Source organism: Sphingomonas sp. (genome assembly GCF_029239295.1).
Taxonomy (GTDB): Bacteria; Pseudomonadota; Alphaproteobacteria; order Sphingomonadales; family Sphingomonadaceae; genus Sphingomonas.
The window spans coordinates 220,394-237,509 of record NZ_JAQZBC010000002.1; the positions used below are offsets into that span (position 1 = coordinate 220,394).

General features: G+C 66.3%; 17 protein-coding genes. 8 read left to right on the plus strand and 9 right to left on the minus strand.

Annotated features, from left to right (window positions below; translation table 11 throughout):
• Positions 1–1,179, minus strand: coding sequence for an efflux RND transporter periplasmic adaptor subunit (locus tag K0S66_RS02635; RefSeq protein WP_301073549.1), 1,179 nt, complete (start codon positions 1,177–1,179; stop codon positions 1–3).
• Positions 1,180–1,390: 211 nt separating this feature from the next.
• Here K0S66_RS02635 and K0S66_RS02640 point away from each other — a divergent pair, with 211 nt between their 5' ends.
• Positions 1,391–2,107, plus strand: coding sequence for an SIMPL domain-containing protein (locus K0S66_RS02640; RefSeq protein ID WP_301073551.1), 717 nt, complete (start codon positions 1,391–1,393; stop codon positions 2,105–2,107).
• A 115-nt stretch (positions 2,108–2,222) separates the two neighbouring features.
• Here K0S66_RS02640 and K0S66_RS02645 read toward each other — a convergent pair whose 3' ends face one another.
• The 3 genes from K0S66_RS02645 to K0S66_RS02655 all read right to left on the minus strand — a co-directional run bounded on the left by K0S66_RS02645 (position 2,223) and on the right by K0S66_RS02655 (position 3,203).
• Positions 2,223–2,480 (minus strand): GlsB/YeaQ/YmgE family stress response membrane protein, encoded by a 258-nt coding sequence (locus tag K0S66_RS02645; RefSeq protein ID WP_301073552.1) that lies wholly within the window; start codon positions 2,478–2,480, stop codon positions 2,223–2,225.
• A gap of 89 nt (positions 2,481–2,569) precedes the next feature.
• Positions 2,570–2,869: a DUF1153 domain-containing protein gene (locus tag K0S66_RS02650; RefSeq protein ID WP_301073553.1), complete on the minus strand. Its 300-nt coding sequence runs from the start codon at positions 2,867–2,869 to the stop codon at positions 2,570–2,572.
• Positions 2,870–2,975: 106 nt separating this feature from the next.
• Positions 2,976–3,203, minus strand: a complete 228-nt coding sequence (locus tag K0S66_RS02655) for a hypothetical protein (protein ID WP_301073554.1) — start codon at positions 3,201–3,203, stop codon at positions 2,976–2,978.
• 109 nt (positions 3,204–3,312) lie between these two features.
• Here K0S66_RS02655 and mnmA point away from each other — a divergent pair, with 109 nt between their 5' ends.
• Positions 3,313–4,437: a tRNA 2-thiouridine(34) synthase MnmA gene (gene mnmA, locus K0S66_RS02660; protein ID WP_301073555.1), complete on the plus strand. Its 1,125-nt coding sequence runs from the start codon at positions 3,313–3,315 to the stop codon at positions 4,435–4,437.
• Between the two features lie 20 nt (positions 4,438–4,457).
• Here the strand turns inward: mnmA and K0S66_RS02665 are convergent, their stop codons facing one another.
• The 3 genes from K0S66_RS02665 to pdxH form a co-directional block, all read right to left on the minus strand.
• Positions 4,458–5,255 carry a PhzF family phenazine biosynthesis protein gene (locus K0S66_RS02665; protein WP_301073556.1) on the minus strand — a complete coding sequence of 266 codons (798 nt, stop codon included), beginning with the start codon at positions 5,253–5,255 and terminating at the stop codon, positions 4,458–4,460.
• Between the two features lie 62 nt (positions 5,256–5,317).
• Positions 5,318–6,265, minus strand: a complete 948-nt coding sequence (locus tag K0S66_RS02670) for a cation diffusion facilitator family transporter (RefSeq protein WP_301073557.1) — start codon at positions 6,263–6,265, stop codon at positions 5,318–5,320.
• A complete protein-coding gene (gene pdxH / locus K0S66_RS02675) occupies positions 6,262–6,840 on the minus strand; it encodes a pyridoxamine 5'-phosphate oxidase (protein ID WP_301073558.1) in 579 nt (192 codons plus the stop codon). Before pdxH ends, K0S66_RS02670 begins: the two co-directional genes overlap by 4 nt.
• A gap of 86 nt (positions 6,841–6,926) precedes the next feature.
• On the opposite strand from pdxH, the gene K0S66_RS02680 reads away from it, so the two are divergent.
• The 6 genes from K0S66_RS02680 (at position 6,927) to K0S66_RS02705 (ending at position 15,996) form a co-directional block, all read left to right on the plus strand.
• A complete protein-coding gene (locus K0S66_RS02680) occupies positions 6,927–7,850 on the plus strand; it encodes a Ku protein (protein WP_301073559.1) in 924 nt (307 codons plus the stop codon).
• 66 nt (positions 7,851–7,916) lie between these two features.
• Entirely contained in the window at positions 7,917–10,424 is a 2,508-nt protein-coding gene (gene ligD / locus K0S66_RS02685; protein WP_301073560.1) for a DNA ligase D, read from the plus strand.
• Positions 10,425–10,532: 108 nt separating this feature from the next.
• A complete protein-coding gene (locus tag K0S66_RS02690; RefSeq protein ID WP_301073561.1) occupies positions 10,533–13,013 on the plus strand; it encodes a circularly permuted type 2 ATP-grasp protein in 2,481 nt (826 codons plus the stop codon).
• The gene (locus tag K0S66_RS02695; protein ID WP_301073563.1) at positions 13,010–13,894 is read left to right on the plus strand and encodes a transglutaminase family protein; all 885 of its coding nucleotides are present in this window, start codon (positions 13,010–13,012) and stop codon (positions 13,892–13,894) included. Before K0S66_RS02690 ends, K0S66_RS02695 begins: the two co-directional genes overlap by 4 nt.
• A 92-nt stretch (positions 13,895–13,986) precedes the next feature.
• Positions 13,987–15,180 (plus strand): multidrug effflux MFS transporter, encoded by a 1,194-nt coding sequence (locus K0S66_RS02700; protein WP_301073799.1) that lies wholly within the window; start codon positions 13,987–13,989, stop codon positions 15,178–15,180.
• 51 nt (positions 15,181–15,231) lie between these two features.
• The gene (locus K0S66_RS02705) at positions 15,232–15,996 is read left to right on the plus strand and encodes an SDR family oxidoreductase (RefSeq protein WP_301073565.1); all 765 of its coding nucleotides are present in this window, start codon (positions 15,232–15,234) and stop codon (positions 15,994–15,996) included.
• A gap of 36 nt (positions 15,997–16,032) precedes the next feature.
• Here K0S66_RS02705 and K0S66_RS02710 read toward each other — a convergent pair whose 3' ends face one another.
• Positions 16,033–16,284 (minus strand): hypothetical protein, encoded by a 252-nt coding sequence (locus tag K0S66_RS02710; RefSeq protein WP_301073566.1) that lies wholly within the window; start codon positions 16,282–16,284, stop codon positions 16,033–16,035.
• A gap of 177 nt (positions 16,285–16,461) precedes the next feature.
• Positions 16,462–17,106 carry a peptidylprolyl isomerase gene (locus K0S66_RS02715; protein WP_301073567.1) on the minus strand — a complete coding sequence of 215 codons (645 nt, stop codon included), beginning with the start codon at positions 17,104–17,106 and terminating at the stop codon, positions 16,462–16,464.
• Positions 17,107–17,116 lie beyond the last annotated feature (10 nt).

Sequence of the window (17,116 nt, forward strand, 5' to 3'; positions counted from 1 at the left end):
TCACACTCCGGGCTTGCCGAGCACCGGTGCGATCTTCTGCCCCGGGTTCAGGAACGCACCCGCCGAAACGACCACCCGTTCGGTGCCGTCGAGGCCTGATGCAATCGCAACCGAATCGTCATTCACCGTGCCCAGCCGCACGTCGCGGCGGCGCACCACATTGTCCTTGTCGGCGATATAGACATAATTGCCCTTCTCGTCGCTAAGAACCGCCGACTGCGGCAATTCGGGAACGCTGGCCGTCCCGCCGACGATGGTGGCCGAAGCGAAACCGCCGGGACGCAGCGCAGGATCGTAGCGCAGCGCGACGCGGGCAACGCCCTGGCGCGTCTGCGGATCGATCACCGGCGATACCTGCCACACTTCACCGTCAAACTTCGTCGCGCTGCCGACCGGCGTCACGCTGACCCGAGCGCCGGGGCGCAGCGTGACCAGATCGTCCTCGGCGAGCTGCGCGCGCATTTCCATCTCGCCGCCCTTGGCCATGCGAAACAGCGTGCCAGAGGCGGAACTGATGATCTGGCCCGGTTCGACCTGGCGCGTCAGCACGAGACCGGCGGCCGGCGCGCGGATATCAAGGCGATTGTTGCGCGCGCGTTGTTCGGAGGCGGTCGCCGACGCGACCTTCAGCCGCGCGGCGGCGGCATCGCGCGTGGCGATGCGGCGCTGAACGTCGGCCTGGCTGATGAAGCCGCGGCCGACCAGCTGCTGCGCCCGATCGAGCTCCGCCTGCGCGAGCGTGAGATCGGCCTTCGCCACATTGACCTGTGCCGCGAGGCTCGCGGCGGTCTGTGTCTGGACCGAACGATCAACGGTGGCGAGCACTTGCCCGGCGCGCACCCACTGGCCGGGTTCGACCAGCACGGCGGTGACCATGCCACCCTCGCCCGCGACGCCGACCGGCATTTCGCGGCGGGCGGCCAGCGTGCCGGTGGCGTTGATCGTGCGATCAACCGCGGCCCGCCCCGGAACGATCACGGTGACGCGCGGCGCCTGATCGGCGGCGGACGACGCCGCCGGCCCGGTCTCGCTCTTGCGGGTGAGGAAGTATGCCGCAGCTGCGACCGCCAGGATCGCCATGATCGCAATGATGATGAGGCGCCGCCGGCGTCCACCATCGTCCCCCGGCCCCTCGATCAACACGGTCTCACCACTCAGACTACCGGTCTCGTGATTCATGCACCCTACATCCCGCTCCGGCGACGTCCGACGGCCGTTCGCTACCTTACTGGCAGTGTGTTATCTGAATAAGTCACCGGCCTCAAGTGCCGGCTTGCCCCGATTGGCGCCATGGCAGATTGAGTGCTGTGCGACAAGCCAGCCGCGTTCAGGCTGCGTTGATGAAGCGTTATCCACGAACGACCAACCGATTGCCCGGAGTTAAACACGCATGCGCATCCTAATTGCTTCGCTGATGCTGGCCTCAGCCGCCACTCCCGCCTTTGCGCAGAACGCCATGGGCGGGCCGGTTCTTCCGGACGGAACCCTGCTCGACGTTGTCGCGACGGGCGACATTACCCGCGTGCCCGATGTCGCCACCCTGCGCGCCGGCGTGGTGACTCAGGCCCCGACAGCCACCGAGGCGTCGACGCAGAACGCCAATCAGATGGCACGCGTCATCGCTGCCCTGCGATCGGCTGGTATCGCCAATCGCGACATCGCTACCGCCAGCATCAGCCTGTCGCCGCAATATCGCTATGGCGACAATCAGCCCCCGGTGATCACCGGCTATCAGGCGACCAACACCGTCTCGGTGAAATTCCGTGACATCAGCAAGAGCGGCAACGTGCTGGATGCGCTGGTGAAGGCGGGCGCGAACCAGATCGACGGGCCGCAGTTGTCGATCGATCAGCCGGCGGCAGCGCTTGATGCGGCGCGGGTCGATGCGGTGAAGCAGGCGCGCGCGCGGGCCGAGCTTTATGCTCAGGCAGCGGGACTGCGGGTCGACCGGATCGTGTCGATCAACGAACAGGGTGAGAACCGCGGCGACCAGCCCCGCCCGCCTGTCCTTTACGCCCGCGCGATGAAAGCGGACTCGGCGCCCGAAATGATGGCCGGTGAAACCGAAGTAAGTGTCACCATCGCGGTGCGCTTCCTGCTGAAATAAGCAAATGGCCGCCCCGCGGAGACGCGGGGCGGCCATGACATCGTCAGTAGAACAAAGAAAAAGGGCCGCCCGAACAATCGGGCGGCCCGTTTATCGTTGCCGTAATGGCGAGCGCTTAACGCACGCTACCGCGACGAACGAGGTTGACGATCGCCAGCAGAACAACCGCACCCAGCAGCGACACCAGGAATGAGGTCAGCGTCAGCGGCGAATTGTTGATCGAACCACCCGAAAGAACAAGACCACCAATGAACGCGCCGATGATGCCGACGACGATGTTCAGGAAGATGCCCTGCTGTGCATCGGTGCGCATGATGATGCTGGCGAGCCAGCCGATCACACCGCCGACGATCAACCAGAGAATGATACCCATAACTAACTCCCCTGCGTTAACGGCCCGAACGGCCGGGCTGGGGAAAATACTCTTGACGGCCGATCTTTGTTCCGTTCGCGTAACTCGCCTCAGAACTTCTGCTGACGTTCGTACAGCGACTTGTAATGCTGGATGCGCGTGACGCGCAGGCCCGGCATTCCCGAACGGTCGATCGCGCGCTGCCAGCTGGCGAATTCCTCCACCGTCAGGCCATAGCGGTTGCACACCTCGTCGACGGTCAGCAGCCCACCGTTGACTGCGGCGACGACCTCCGCCTTGCGGCGCACGACCCAGCGCGTCGTAGTGGGCGGCGGCAACGTGTCGAGGGTCAATGGCTCGCCGAGCGGGCCGATGACCCGGGCGGGACGGATCTTCTGGTTCTCAATCATGACTCAACCTCGGTTTTGGGGGCGCGGGCCCCCTTTCCACCTGACATTGCACAGCGTGACGAACGCGAACCGGCGCAGCATAGCGACCGATCGGTAAACAGGATGTTCAATCGTCCTTCCATTGCATTAGCGCTTTGGCCACGGGGCCGTTGAACGCACCGTCTACCGGCGCGAAAAGCGGCGAATCGAGCCGCACCCGCGCCGAACGGGCATATACCGTCGCGGTCGGCGACGCCGCCTGCCGCGCCGTCATCTCCACCAGCAGCACCGCCAGGTCGCTGGGAAGCTCGACCAGCGGCGCGCGGCGGTCAAACAGGGCAAAACTCAGATCCACGCTACGCCTGGCTCCTCATGCGTCCATCGGAGAGCCATTGCTACGCGACGCAAGTGAAGGGTCCGTAAAGGATGCCGCCAACCCGGTTCGCGTTCACCATCCGGTTCGGATGTGTTATGGACGGGGCGTGACTGATATCGGTGATTTCCAGCTGGCCGGCGGCGCCGCCGGCCGCCGCATCGTCGTTGCCATGTCCGGCGGAGTCGACAGCTCCGTCGTGGCGGCGCTCGCGAAGGCGAGCGGGGCTGAGACGATCGGCGTGACGCTGCAGCTGTACGACCATGGCGAAGCGACCGCGCGCCCGGGCGCCTGCTGCGCGGGCCGGGACATCCGTGATGCGCGCGCCGTGTGCGACAGCCTGGGCATCGCACATTATGTATTCGACCACGAAAGCAGCTTCCGCACGCAAGTGGTCGACCGGTTCGCCGACGAATATCTTGCCGGCCGCACCCCGATCCCCTGCGTCCAGTGCAACATGGGGCCGAAATTCACCGATCTGTTCGCACTGGCGCGAGATCTAGGCGCGGACTGCCTTGCCACCGGCCATTATGTCCGCCGGGTGATCGGCAGCGAGGGCGCCGAACTCCATCGCGCGATCGATCCCGCGCGCGACCAAAGCTATTTTCTGTTCGCGACCACCCGGCAGCAGCTCGATTTCCTGCGCTTCCCGCTGGGCGGGCTGCCCAAGGATCAGGTGCGGGCGATCGCGGCACAGATGGGCCTGGGTGTTGCGGGCAAGCCCGACAGTCAGGACATCTGCTTCGTTCCCGACGGCGACTACGCCGGACTGGTGAAGAAGCTGCGCCCGGCGGCCGTCGACGGCGGCGAGATCGTCGACCTTCAGGGCCGCGCGATCGGCCGGCACGAAGGCATCATCCACTACACCGTCGGCCAGCGCCGCGGCCTCGACATCGGCGGCCAGCCCGAGCCGCTGTACGTCATTCGGCTGGAGCCCCAGGCCCGCCGAGTCGTGGTCGGCCCGCGCGCCGCGCTGGCAGTGGCCGCCGCGCGGCTAGCCGATCTCAACATTCTCGGTCCGCTCGAAGGACCGCTGGCGGCAAAGGTGCGGTCGATGGCCAAGCCGGTACCGGCGCGATTGCATGGCGACACATTGCTGTTCGACGCACCGGAATATGGCGTCGCGCCCGGCCAGGCGGCGGTGCTCTACGACGGTGACCGGGTGCTTGGCGGCGGATGGATCGCCAGCACGCAGGCCGCCGCGCTGGCGGCCTGACACACGACAGCCAACACCGATCAGGGAAGCAGGTACGTTCCCTCGATCACGGTAACGCACTCGCCGGTCAGCAGCACGCGGTCGACCGCCACCCGGCAGCCGAGCCGGCCGCCGCGCGCACTGGCCTGAAACGCCGTGAATGCATCGCGCCCCAGGACGTCGGCCCAATAGGGCGCCATCACGGCGTGCGCCGATCCGGTCACTGGATCCTCGGGAATGTCGTAGAAGTCGGTGAAAACGCGGCTGACGATATCCGTGCTGTCCCCACGCGCGGCAACGATGTGAACGATCGGCCCCAGTGCCTTGATCGCACGCCCGTCCGGCGCCGCGGCGCGCACCGCCGCCTCGTCCGCGACGACCACCAGTGCATAGCCCATGTCATGCCACAGCGTTTCCACCGCCTCCACGCCGAGTGCCGCGACGATTGCGTCGAGCGGCTTGGGATGCGGCCGCCACGCCGGGAGCGCCATCTCATAGCCGGTCTGACGCCGCGCGACTTCGAGCACCCCCGCCTGACGAGTAGCGAAGCGCACCCGATCAAGCGTTGTGTCGGATGACAGGACGAAATGCCCGCTGGCCAACGTCGCATGGCCGCACAGCGCGACTTCGGCGGCCGGCGTGAACCAGCGCAGTTCGTAATCGGCCGAATCGCTGCCGCGCATCGGCACGATGAAGGCCGTTTCGGATAGATTGTTCTCCGACGCGATCGCTTGAAGCAGCGCATCCTCGGGCCACGTGGCCAGCGGCAGGACGGCGGCGGGATTGCCGACGAACGGCGCGCCGGCGAAGGCGTCGATCTGCGCGAACGGGATCCTCATGATGTCCTTTCGTGAAATGGTCGCCTGGTGGCGGCGAGCCTGGATACGATGCTGCGCGGGGTTCAGACCCGCTTGCCGAACCAATGCGGAGTCACATCGGCCTCAACCAGCGGGTTGTCGGTATCGACATGCCCTTCGGGATCGAGGTGGATCAGCACCTCAACCCGCGGGAACACATCGCGCAGCCGCCGCTCGACATTTTCCACAATATCGTGCGCGGCGGCGACGGTCAGCGATCGATCCACTTCCATGTGGAATTGCGCGAAATCGTGCGCGCCGGCGCGACGAGTCCGGAAATCATGGATGCCGCGAATGCCCGGCTGGCGTGCGGCGACCTCGATAAAGGCGGCGCGCTGATCCTCCGGCCATTCCTTGTCCATCAGCATGTCGATCGCCTGGCTCGACGCGCTGAACGCGCCCCACGCCAGCCAGACCGCGATGGCGATGCCGAAGATCGGATCGGCGCCGGGCACGCCGGCGAACTGATCGAGCACCAGCGCCGCAATGACCGCGACGTTGAGCAGGACGTCCGACTGATAGTGAACATTGTCCGCCAGGATCGCGACCGATCCGGTGCGGCGAATGACGCTGCGCTGATAGGCGAGCAGCGCAAAGGTCGCGATGATCGCGATGACCGACACACCGATGCCCAGCGAGGCATCCTGGTTCACCTGCGGGTTGGACAGCCGCTCGACTGCACGCCAGGCGATGCCGATCGCCGAGGCGGTGATCAGCACCACCTGGAACAAAGCGGCCAGCGCCTCCGCCTTGCCATGGCCGAAGCGGTGATCGTGATCGGCCGGCTCCGCCGCCACCTTTACCCCGTAGAGCGTCACAAGGCTGGCGAGCAGATCAAGGCCCGTGTCGGCCACCGAGCCGAGCATCGCGACCGATCCCGTGTGCCACGCGGCAAACCCCTTCAGCGCCAGCAGGAACGCCGCCGTCGCGACGCTCGCCAGCGCGGCGCGCATCGCAAGGGGGATGATCCGGCGGCGCTCGTCGTGGGTCATGGGTACAGCAAGCCTTCCGTCCACCCCGCTTCTTCGCGCGTGAACAATCGACGCTCATGTAGGCGGTGCGCGCGATCCTGCCAGAATTCGATCCGATCAGGCACCACGCGATAGCCGCCCCAATGCGGCGGGCGCGGCACGTCGGTGCCCTCGAAGCGGAACTGCATCGCGTCGAACCGGCCCTCAAAGATCGAGCGGGCGGCAAGCGGGCGCGACTGTTCGGAGGCCCAGGCGCCCAATTGCGAGTCGCGGCCGCGCGACGCGAAATAGGCGTCGCTCTCGGCATCGCTCACCCGCTCCACCACGCCCTCGATCCGGATCTGACGGCGCAGGGACTTCCAGTGAAACAGCAACGCCGCCTGCATATTCTGCTTCAGGTCGTGCGCCTTGCGACTTTCGCGGTTGGTGTAGAAGACGAAACCGTCGGGTCCGTGGCCCTTCAGCAACACCATGCGCGCCGCCGGGCGGCCGCTCGCATCGGCGGTCGCCAACACCATCGCATTGGGGTCATTGGGTTCGCTTTCCTGCGCCTCGGCAAACCAGGCGTCGAACAGGCCGAAGGGATCGGTAGACATCGCCGCCCCATAGCACCGGCGATCCGGCGGAACGACTCCCCGCGCCGGGAATTGAATCGGCCTCGCAACGATGAAGGCGGACGAACATGGCGGCACGGGCATATTGGCAGGGGCAGATACGCCTCGCGCTCGTCTCCATCCCGGTGGAAATCTATTCGGCGGTGAAATCGGGCGCCAGCGTCAGCTTTCGCCAGATCCACGAGCCAACCGGCAAGCCGATCAAATATGAAAAAGTCGCCGAGGGCGTCGGTCCGGTCGATCCCGACGACATCATGAAAGGCTACCAGATCGAAAAGGGCGAATATGTCCTGCTCGATCAGGATGAGATCGATTCGGTGAAGCTCGAATCCAAAAAGACGCTGGAGCTGACCCAGTTCGTCGATGCGAGCGACATTGACGTGCTGTATTACGAAAAGCCCTATTTCGTCGTGCCCGCCGATGATCTGGCGGAGGAAGCGTTCATCGTGCTGCGCGAAGCGCTGCGGCGGACGAAGAAGGTCGGCCTTGGCCAATTGGCGATGCGCGGGCGCGAATATGTCGTCAGCCTGAAACCATGCGGGCGCGGCATGGTGCTCGAGACGCTGCGTTACGCCGACGAGGTGAACCGCGCGCAAGGTTATTTCCGCGACATTCCTGACGAAAAGCCGGACGAGGAACTGCTCGAACTGGCCGAGGCGCTGATCGAGAAGAAGAGCGGCGCGTTCGACCCGCAGGAGTTCCATGACCGCTATGTCGATGCGCTGAAGGATCTGATCGAGCGCAAGCGCAAGCAGAAGGGCAATCGCAAGATCATCGAGGACAAGGACGAGGGCAGCGGCCGCTCCGCCTCCAACGTCGTCGACCTGATGGCAGCGCTGAAGAAATCGATGGAGAAATCCGGTGGGGGCGCGGCCAGCACGGCGGCGGCCAAAAAGCCGGCTGCGAAAAAGGCGCCTGCCAAGAAGCCTGCCGCCCGGACGGCGGCAGCCAAGACAGCGGCAGCCAAGACGGCGGCGCGCAAACGTGCCTGACCCCGCCCGCCGCACCGTTGGGGCGTTCGCGCGCGGAACCCTCGCTGATCGGAAGGGCGCTAGCGCATGAGCACCGACCCCCTCGCGCTCTACAATGCCAAGCGCGATTTCGCGAAGACGGCGGAGCCTGCGGGTACGCTGGCGCCGGGCAACGGCAACAGCTTCATGGTGCAGAAGCATGATGCGACACGGCTACACTGGGACTTCCGCCTCGAACTGAACGGGGTGCTGAAGAGCTGGGCAGTGACTCGCGGCCCTAGCCTCGACCCCAACGAAAAAAGGCTGGCGGTGCGGACCGAGGATCACCCGCTCAGCTATGCGACGTTCGAAGGGACGATCCCGCAGGGCGAATATGGCGGCGGCACGGTGATGCTATGGGATCGCGGCACCTGGTCGGTGATCAAGGGCAAGTCGCCCAAGGATCTGGAGAAGGGCCACCTCCACTTCGTCCTGGATGGCGAGCGGATGAAGGGCGAGTGGCTGCTGATCCGGCTGAAACCCAGGGGCAAGGAGAAGCGCGAGAACTGGCTGCTGCGCAAGATCGACGACGGCTATGCCGGCGGCACCGACACGTTGGTCGAAACCGCACTGACGAGCATCGAAACCGGGCGGACGATGCAGGAGATCGCCGAAGGAAAGGCGCCCGCCAAGCGCCCTACTGAATCAACTGCCAAGAAGAAGACTGCTGCCACCAGGAGCACCGCGGCCGCCAAGGCACCGGTGAGGCGCACGCGGGCCAAGGGCAAAGGTGCGCCGCCCGCATTTACCCCGCCGCAATTGTGCACGCTGGTGGACAGCGTCCCCCCCGGCACCGCGTGGATGCACGAGGTGAAATACGACGGCTATCGCGCGGTGATCGCAATCGGTGGCGGTACGGCGAAGGTCTATACCCGCAACGGGCTGGACTGGACCGACAAGTTCCAGGCGATCGCTGATGCGGCGGCGGCGCTGCCGGTCGAGAGCGCGCTGCTCGACGGGGAGATCGTCGCCTTCAAGGACGGAAGGCCCGACTTCTCGACGCTGAAGAATGCCATTTCGGCGTCGGGCGACATGACGTTCTTCGCCTTCGACCTGCTGGAGCTGGACGGCGAGGATTTGCGCGATCTGCCCAATATCCAGCGTAAGGAGCGACTGCGTCCGCTGATCACCGGCAACGACCGGCTGCAGTTCAGCGAACATGTGGTGGGTTCGGGCGAAAAGCTGTTCGAGACGATGTGCAGCGAGGGGCTGGAGGGGATCGTCTCCAAGCAGGCCAATGCTCCGTATCGCGGTGCCCGCACCAAGACGTGGCTGAAGGTCAAATGCACCCGGCGACAGGAATTCGTCATCGTCGGCTGGACGACGTCGGACAAGTCGCGTGGCTTCCGGTCCTTGCTGCTGGGCGTGCATGAGGACGGGAAGCTGCGCTACGCCGGCAAGGTCGGCACCGGCTTTTCCAACGACCTGATGATCGAGCTGAGCGAGAAGCTTGCGAAGCTGGAGCGCAAGACGCCGACGGTGGAGGTGCCCAAGAATCTCGGCCGTGCCGCGGTGAAGGGCGCGCATTGGGTCACGCCCAAGCTGGTCGCCGAAATCGCGTTTACCGAAACCACGCCCGACAAGCTGCTGCGCCATCCCAGCTTCCTGGGCCTGCGCAGCGACAAGGCGGCCAAGGATGTGGTGATCGAACAGCCGGAGGCCGCACCATCGGTGTCGCCACCTGCCATCCCCGCCACCAGCATCAAGGTCAGCAGCCGCGACCGGCTGATCTTCCCCGAGTCGAGCGTCACCAAGGGTGATCTGGCCGATTATTACGCCCAGGCGGCCACGATCATGCTGCCCTGGGCCGGCCGCCGCCCGATCAGCCTCGTCCGCTGCCCACAGGGCCGTGCGCGCAAATGCTTCTTTCAGAAACATGACGCCGGATCGTTCGGCGATCACGTCCATCAGGTGCCGATCACCGAAAAGGACGGATCGAGCGAAAATTATCTGTGGGTCGACGATGCGGACGGGCTGGTCGCCTGCGTGCAGATGGGGACGATCGAATTCCACGGTTGGGGATCGACCATCGACCATCTCGAACAACCCGACCGGCTGGTGTTCGATCTCGACCCTGACGAAGGGTTGGACTTCGCCGATACCAAGAAGGCGGCCGAGCATCTGAAGAACCAGCTCGCCGAACTTGGCCTCACCAGTTTCCCGATGCTGTCGGGCGGCAAGGGGGTGCACGTGATCGTGCCACTGACCCCGGGCGCCAAGTGGCCGGCGGTGAAAAGCTTCGCTGATCGCTTTGCCCGCGCGCTGGCGCAGGCCGAGCCCGACCGCTTCGTCGCCACCATGTCGAAGGCGCAGCGCAAGGGCCGGATCTTCATCGACTGGCTGCGCAACCAGCGCGGCGCGACGGCCATCATGCCCTATGCCGCGCGTGCCCGGGAAGGCGCTCCTGTCGCAGCGCCCGTATCCTGGACGGAGTTGCGCGATATCGACAGCGCCGCGCGGTGGCATGTCACCGACGCCGCGGAACTGATCGAACGGGCGGGCAGCCGCGCGCTCGCCGGATGGGGGGTGGCGGCGCAGAGCTTGCCCGACCTGTAGCGCCCAGGGCGCCGAGTGGCGCCCGGCCGATGCATCGCCATTCTCACTTTCATATTGCGCCGCGACAATGCCCCGCTAGGGTCCGCGGCGCGCAGGAGCCCCATCGTCTTGGCGACACAGCCCGCCCTTTTCGATCCGATCACGAACGCCCGTCGCTGGATCGACGACTATCGCGCGCATGCCGCCAGCGGTGGCGACGTGTTGTGCGGCGGCGACGAAGCTCCTTGGGCTGCGATGTTCGAGGAACTCGCGTCGCTGGTGGATCACGACTTGGGACATGCGCGCGAACGCGTGCAGCGCCACGCCGCTGACATCGGCACCGGCTTCCGAATCATGGGCGACAGCGAGGAGCGCCCCTGGCCGTTGTCACCGGTACCGCTACTGATCGACGGCGACGAATGGTCGGCGATCGAACGCGGGGTGATCCAGCGGGCCGACCTGTTCGAGACGATCCTTGCCGACCTGTACGGGGAAGCGAAACTGGTCAGCCGCGGGCTGGTCCCGGCCGCGCTGGTTGCGGGCAGCCCGTTCTTCCTGCGCCAGCTTGTCGGGCTGCCGCCGCCCGGAGGCCACCACGTCCACTTCGTCGCGGTCGACCTTGGGCGCGGCCCGACCGGCGAATGGCGTGTGCTGGCCGATCATCTGCGGGCGCCGACGGGTGCGGGCTATGCACTGGAAAACCGGCTGGCGGTCAGCCGAACGCTGGGGGGCCTGCAGGCGCGGCTGAATGTGGCGCGGCACGCCCCTTTCTTCGCCGCGTTCCGCGATGGCCTGGCCGCCTCCTGCCGCCGATCCGATCCACGCATCGGGTTGCTGACCCCCGGCCATTACAATCCCAGCTATCCCGAACAGGCGCATCTCGCCCGTTACCTTGGCCTGTTGCTGGTGGAGGGCGCCGACCTCGCGGCGCTGGAGGACAAGGTCTATGTCCGCACGATCGGCGGGTTGAAGCGGATCGACGCGCTGTGGCGCCGGCTAGACGCGCGCTACCTCGACCCGCTCGCCTTCGACACGCACTCCCAGATCGGCGTGCCTGGCCTGATCGACGCCTATGCGGCGGGCAATGTCGTGCTGTCGAACGCGCCCGGCGTCGGTGTGCTGGAGGCGCCGGCCTGGCATGCCTTCCTGCCGCAGCTGTGCATCCGGCTGACCGGCGCCAGCCTCAGCCTGCCCAACATTGCAACCTGGTGGTGTGGCCAGCCTTCGGAGCGCGCGCGCGTCGAGGAGGATCTGGATAATCTGCTGATCGGTCCGGCATTCGGCGGCGGCACGCTGGGGCTGCCGGCCGATGTCCCGATCGCCGGCGACGACCTGAGCGATGCGCAACGGTCGGCGCTGCGCGCAGACCTTCTGCGCCGCCCGCAGGATTATGTCGGGCAGGAAATCGTCAGGTTGTCGACCATGCCCGTGGTGGCGGGCGACACGCTGGTGTCGCGCCCGTTCACCCTGAGGGTATTTGCCGCGCGTGGCGCCGATGGGCGCTGGGTCGTGCTGCCGGGTGGCTTTGCGCGCATCGGTGAGCATCCCGATCCGCGCGCGGCGGTGATGGGCGAGGGCAATTGGTCGGCCGACGTGGTGGTGCATGGCACCAGCCCGGTTGATCCGGTGTCGCTGCTGCCACCGACCGATTCGCAGCATATCCGCCGCAATCCGGGCACGCTGCCCAGCCGCGTCGCCGACAATTTCTTCTGGCTCGGCCGCTATCTCGAGCGGGGTGAGGCGTTGCTGGCGGTCATCCGCGTCATGCTGGGCAATTCGATCGATGCCGATGGGGGGGCGGCGCTCAACACTGCGACGCTGGGCCGGCTTGCCGGTTTGATCGTAGCGACCGGTGCCGCCGCACCGCCCGCGTCTCACAAGCGCGCCGACCTGACGCAAATGGCGCGGCATGCGATGGAATCGACCGGCCAAGGCTGGCAATCGGTCGCCGAGATCAACCTACTCGCGCGGCGGATCGGCAACAATTCGCGTGACCGTCTGTCGGCGGACATGGTGCGGTTGCTCGATGCGCCCTTCCCCACCCATCGCGGAACGCTGGACCGCGCAGGGTCCCTCCAGCGGCGCTATGCGGCGATTGCCGGCCTGTCTGCGGAGCATATGAGCCGCACTGCGGCCTGGCGCTTCCACGACCTCGGCCGCCGGATCGAGCGCGCGCTGGCGATCGTCCGCGCCGTGCTGACCTTCGGTCTGGCGGGCGCCTCGCTCGATGATTTGTCGACGTTGCTGGATCTTGCGGACAGCCAGATCAGCTATCGCCAGCGGTACCTGACGGGGCTCGCGCGCGTGCCGGTGGTCGATCTGGTGGCGCTCGATTCGGGCAATCCGCGCGCGCTCGCCTTTCAGGTGGAGCGGATCTGGGAACATCTGTGTGCGCTGCCGGTATTGAACGACGACGGCATGGCAGAGGAACAACAGGCACAGGCGACCGAGCTGAAAGCGATGGTATCGATCGCCCGCGCCGGCACGCTCGACGGAAAGACGCTGAGCGAGATCGAACGGCGGCTGGGCATCCTCTCCGCTGAAGTCGCGCGGCGCTATTTCCTGCAGGGGGCCGAGCCGCTTCGTGCCAGCGGCCTGACGCTCGCATGATCTACGACATCACCCATGTCACGCGCTTCGACTATGGCGCGCCGGTCCGTTTCGCGCGCTGCAACCTGCGCCTGGAGCCGATCGACTGGCCGGGGCAGCGGCTGGAATCGTACATGCTGCGCGTGACCCCTTCGGGGCGCACCACGCCGACGCGGGCAGAGGCTGGGCTGGCCAATGTAACTCGCCTGACGGTCGATGCGCCCGTGCGCCGGCTGACGATCGAAAGCTGTGCGCGCATGACGGTCGACCGGCTGGTGCCGATGCCCGAGGCTGGCGACCCGACGCTGGCCGAGGTGGCCGCCATGGCGCGCGACAGCCGCGATCTGTCGCCGGTTGGCGCGCCGAGCTATCTCTTCCCCTCGCCGCTGATCCCGCTGGACCGCCAAATCGCGGATTATTGCGCGCCCGACCTCGATCCCGGGCGAAATGCGCTGGAGGCGGGGATTGCGCTGGCGCAGCGGATCCAGCGCGATTTTGAATTCGATCCCGCCGCGACGCTGGTCGACACGCCGCCGCACGAGGCCTTTCTGAAGCGGCGCGGCGTGTGCCAGGATTTCGCGCAGATCATGATCACCGGGCTGCGCGCCGCGGGGCTGCCGGCAGCCTATGCCTCCGGTTATATCCGCACGCTGCCGCCGCCGGGACAGGAACGGCTGGTCGGTGCCGACGCGACACACGCCTGGGTGCTGCTGTGGTGCGGGCCCGCGCGTGGCTGGATCGGGGTCGATCCGACCAACGGCATCTGGATGGCCAGCGACCATATCATCACCGCCGTTGGCCGCGACTATGCCGAGATCGCGCCCGTCGATGGCGTGGTCCTGGGATCGGGCGCGCAGGAGATGGACGTTTCCGTCGATGTCGCCCCGGTCGACGAGGGGTAGCACAGCCCCTCCTCTCCGCTCCATGCGCCGCTTCTTCTCTGCCGCACCTTTCCGATAGGCCTTCCATGAATACCCACGCTGCTCCCACCGGCATGCACCCGCGCGAATTCGTCGCCTTTGTCGCCGCGGTGATGGCGGTGAACGCCTTTGGCGTCGATCTGATGCTGCCGGCGCTGGCCGACATCGGGCGCGACCTGTCGATCGTCGAGGCGAACCACCGGCAGTGGATCATCACCGTCTATATGGTCGGGTTCGGCGCGGGGCAGCTGGTCTATGGGCCGCTGGCGGACCGCTTCGGCCGGCGACCGATCCTGCTTGTCACGCTGGCGGGCTTCACCGCCGCCAGCATCTTCGCCGCTAGCTCCACCACCTTCGTCGCGCTGCTCGGCGCGCGGCTGCTGCAGGGGCTGATGTCCGCTTCCACCCGCGTGCTGGCAGTGGCCATCGTGCGTGACGGGTCGTCCGGACGGCAGATGGCCCGCACCATGTCGGTGGCGCAGATGATCTTCTTCCTGGTACCGATCCTGGCACCGACGCTCGGGCAGCTGCTGCTCGCATTTGGCCCGTGGCGCTTCATCTTCTACGTGCTGGGGGCGTTCGCGGCATTCGTGCTCGCCTGGAGCGCGGTGCGGCTGCCCGAGACGCTGCCCGTCGCCCTCCGCCGCCCGATCTCGCTCGAGGCACTGCGCGGCAGCTACCACCTGACCCTCACCAACCGTTATTCGGTCGGCTATGCCATTGCCGCGTCGCTGACCTTCGGCGGCATCATCGCCTTTGTCTCGCTGTCGCAGCAGATTTTCGTCGACGAATTCGGTGCGGGGGACCGCTTCACCATGCTGTTCGCGCTGTGCGCCTGCGCGATGGGCGCGGCCTCGTTCCTCAACAGCCGGTTGGTCGAGCGGCTGGGCACGCGGCTCATCTCGCAAAGCGCGGTACTGGCGCTGATCGCGCTGTCGATCGTCCACGTTGCCGTGGTGCTCGCCGGGTGGGAGACGCTGTGGAGCTATGTCTTCTTCCAGGCGCTCAGCATGACCTGCATCGGCCTGTGCGGTGCCAATTTCGGCGCGATGGCGATGGAGCCGGTCGGCCATATCGCCGGGACCGCCTCTTCGCTGCAGGGCTTCATCACCAGCATCGGCGCGGTGATCGTCGGCACGCTGATCGGTCAATCCTATACCGGCACGACGGCGCCGCTGGCGATCGGCTATCTGTGCATCGGCCTGATCGTGCTGGGGATCGTCTGGGTCGTCGAGGAAGGGCAGCTATTTCGCGCGCGCATGTCGTAGCGGGCCGTCCCGCTTCCTAGATGGGCGGCTCCAGGGTTCAGGAGCACAGCCATGAAAACGAGCGGAAACACGATCCTTATCACCGGCGGCGGATCGGGCATCGGCCGGGCGCTGGCCGAGCGGTTCCATGATGCCGGCAACACCGTCATCATCGCAGGTCGCCGCCGCGCCGCGCTCGAGCAGGCGGTTTCCGGCCGTACCAATATGCACGCGATCGAGCTGGACGTAGATAGCGACGCGGGGGTTGCGGATTTCGCCCAGCGGCTGCTCGCCGAACATCCAGCGATCAACGTGCTCATCAACAATGCGGGGATCATGCGGTTCGAGGATCTGGCCCACCGCCGCGATCTGGGCGATGCAGAGGCGACGATCACCACAAATCTGCTTGGGCCCATTCGGCTGATCAACGCGCTGGTCGATCATTTGACCGCCATGCCCGACGCCGCGATCGTCAATGTCACGTCGGGACTGGCGTTCGTGCCGATGACGGCGGCGCCCACCTACAACGCAACCAAGGCGGCAATCCATTCCTACACCGTGGCGCTGCGCGAAGTGCTGCGCGGCAAGGTGGAGGTGATCGAACTGGCGCCGCCCGCGGTGCAGACCAGCCTGACGCCCGGCCAGGAAACGCGGCCCGGCTACGTGCCGCTGACGGCCTTTATCGATGAAGTGATGGCGCTGTTCGGCGAGCAACCCACGCCGGAGGAAATCTTGGTCGAGCGGGTCAAATTCCTGCGCAATGCCGAGGCGGAGGGCCGGTTCGATGCCACGCTGAAGCAGTTGAATGCCTTTGCCGACGAGGCGCGCACCGCTTGAGCGCCGCTCGCCTGGTCGATCGGGCCTGTCCGGCGGTCAGGCGTTCTCGCGCGCCATCAGGTAGAAGGGCGCGGCAAGCGAGCCGATCAGCTGCCGCTCGGCAGCGTCATCCTGCGCGCTGGTGATGAAGAACAACGAGGGACCACCATCGGCCATCGGGTCCGGCTGCTGCCGGTCATCGATGCTGGGGTCAGCCTCCTCATAGGTTGCGCGCGGGGGCGCGACGAATGCCGTGACCGGATCCGCTTCCTCATAGCACGGCGCTGCGGGTCGACTGAGCCCGGCCATACCGTAGCGGAAAGACGTGACCGGAGTGGCCGTAAACTCACCGTACTGCATGACCATTGCTAGGTCAGGACCACTGTCGTAGCAACGTAAAAGTACCGATATATCGTGCACTTGCGACGAGCCGAGCGGCGCCCGTCGCGGTGCTCCCCCTCAAAGCATTCGGCGCTACCCGCCCGCTCAGCCTTCCTTGCGGCCTTCCAGCACCCACGGCCGCGGACGTCCGGTCGGCTTTGTCTTTCCATCCAGCCGGACGGCGCGCTTCACATAGATCGGCTTCATCAGCAGCGTGCCGTTCATGCCGCCGCCGGTCGGCTGCGCCAGGATGCGCTTCACCACCGCCTGGCCCGCGACGACCCGGCCGAACGCCGCAAAGCCGGGATTGTCGGGTTTCCAGTCCATCCAGGGCATCGCGCCCACCGAAATGAACCAGTTGCCGTTGGCCGATCCCGGAGGGCCGCGCCGGGCCATCGAAATTGTCATGTCGAGATGCTTGATCCCGGTCTTCTTGGTCGATTCATGCGGGATCATGTCGAGGAAGCGCCGCGCGTCGGTACGGATGCCGGACTGGATGAAGCCGAACTGCTGCGCCTTCTTGTTGCGCGCAACGCGATAGAAACTAACCCCGTCGAAGCGGCCATCATCGACATATTTCATGAAGTTTGCGGTCGTGGCGGGTGCCCGCTTCGCATTGAGCGCCAGCGTGATCGGCCCCAGCGCCGTTTCCAGCCGCACGCGAACAAAGCCAGGAGTAGCCCGGTCGGCGCGCTGCGCCGCAGCCGGCAGGGACATGCCGAGGGCAAGAAGCAGGAGGATGAACCGCATGACCGCCTGT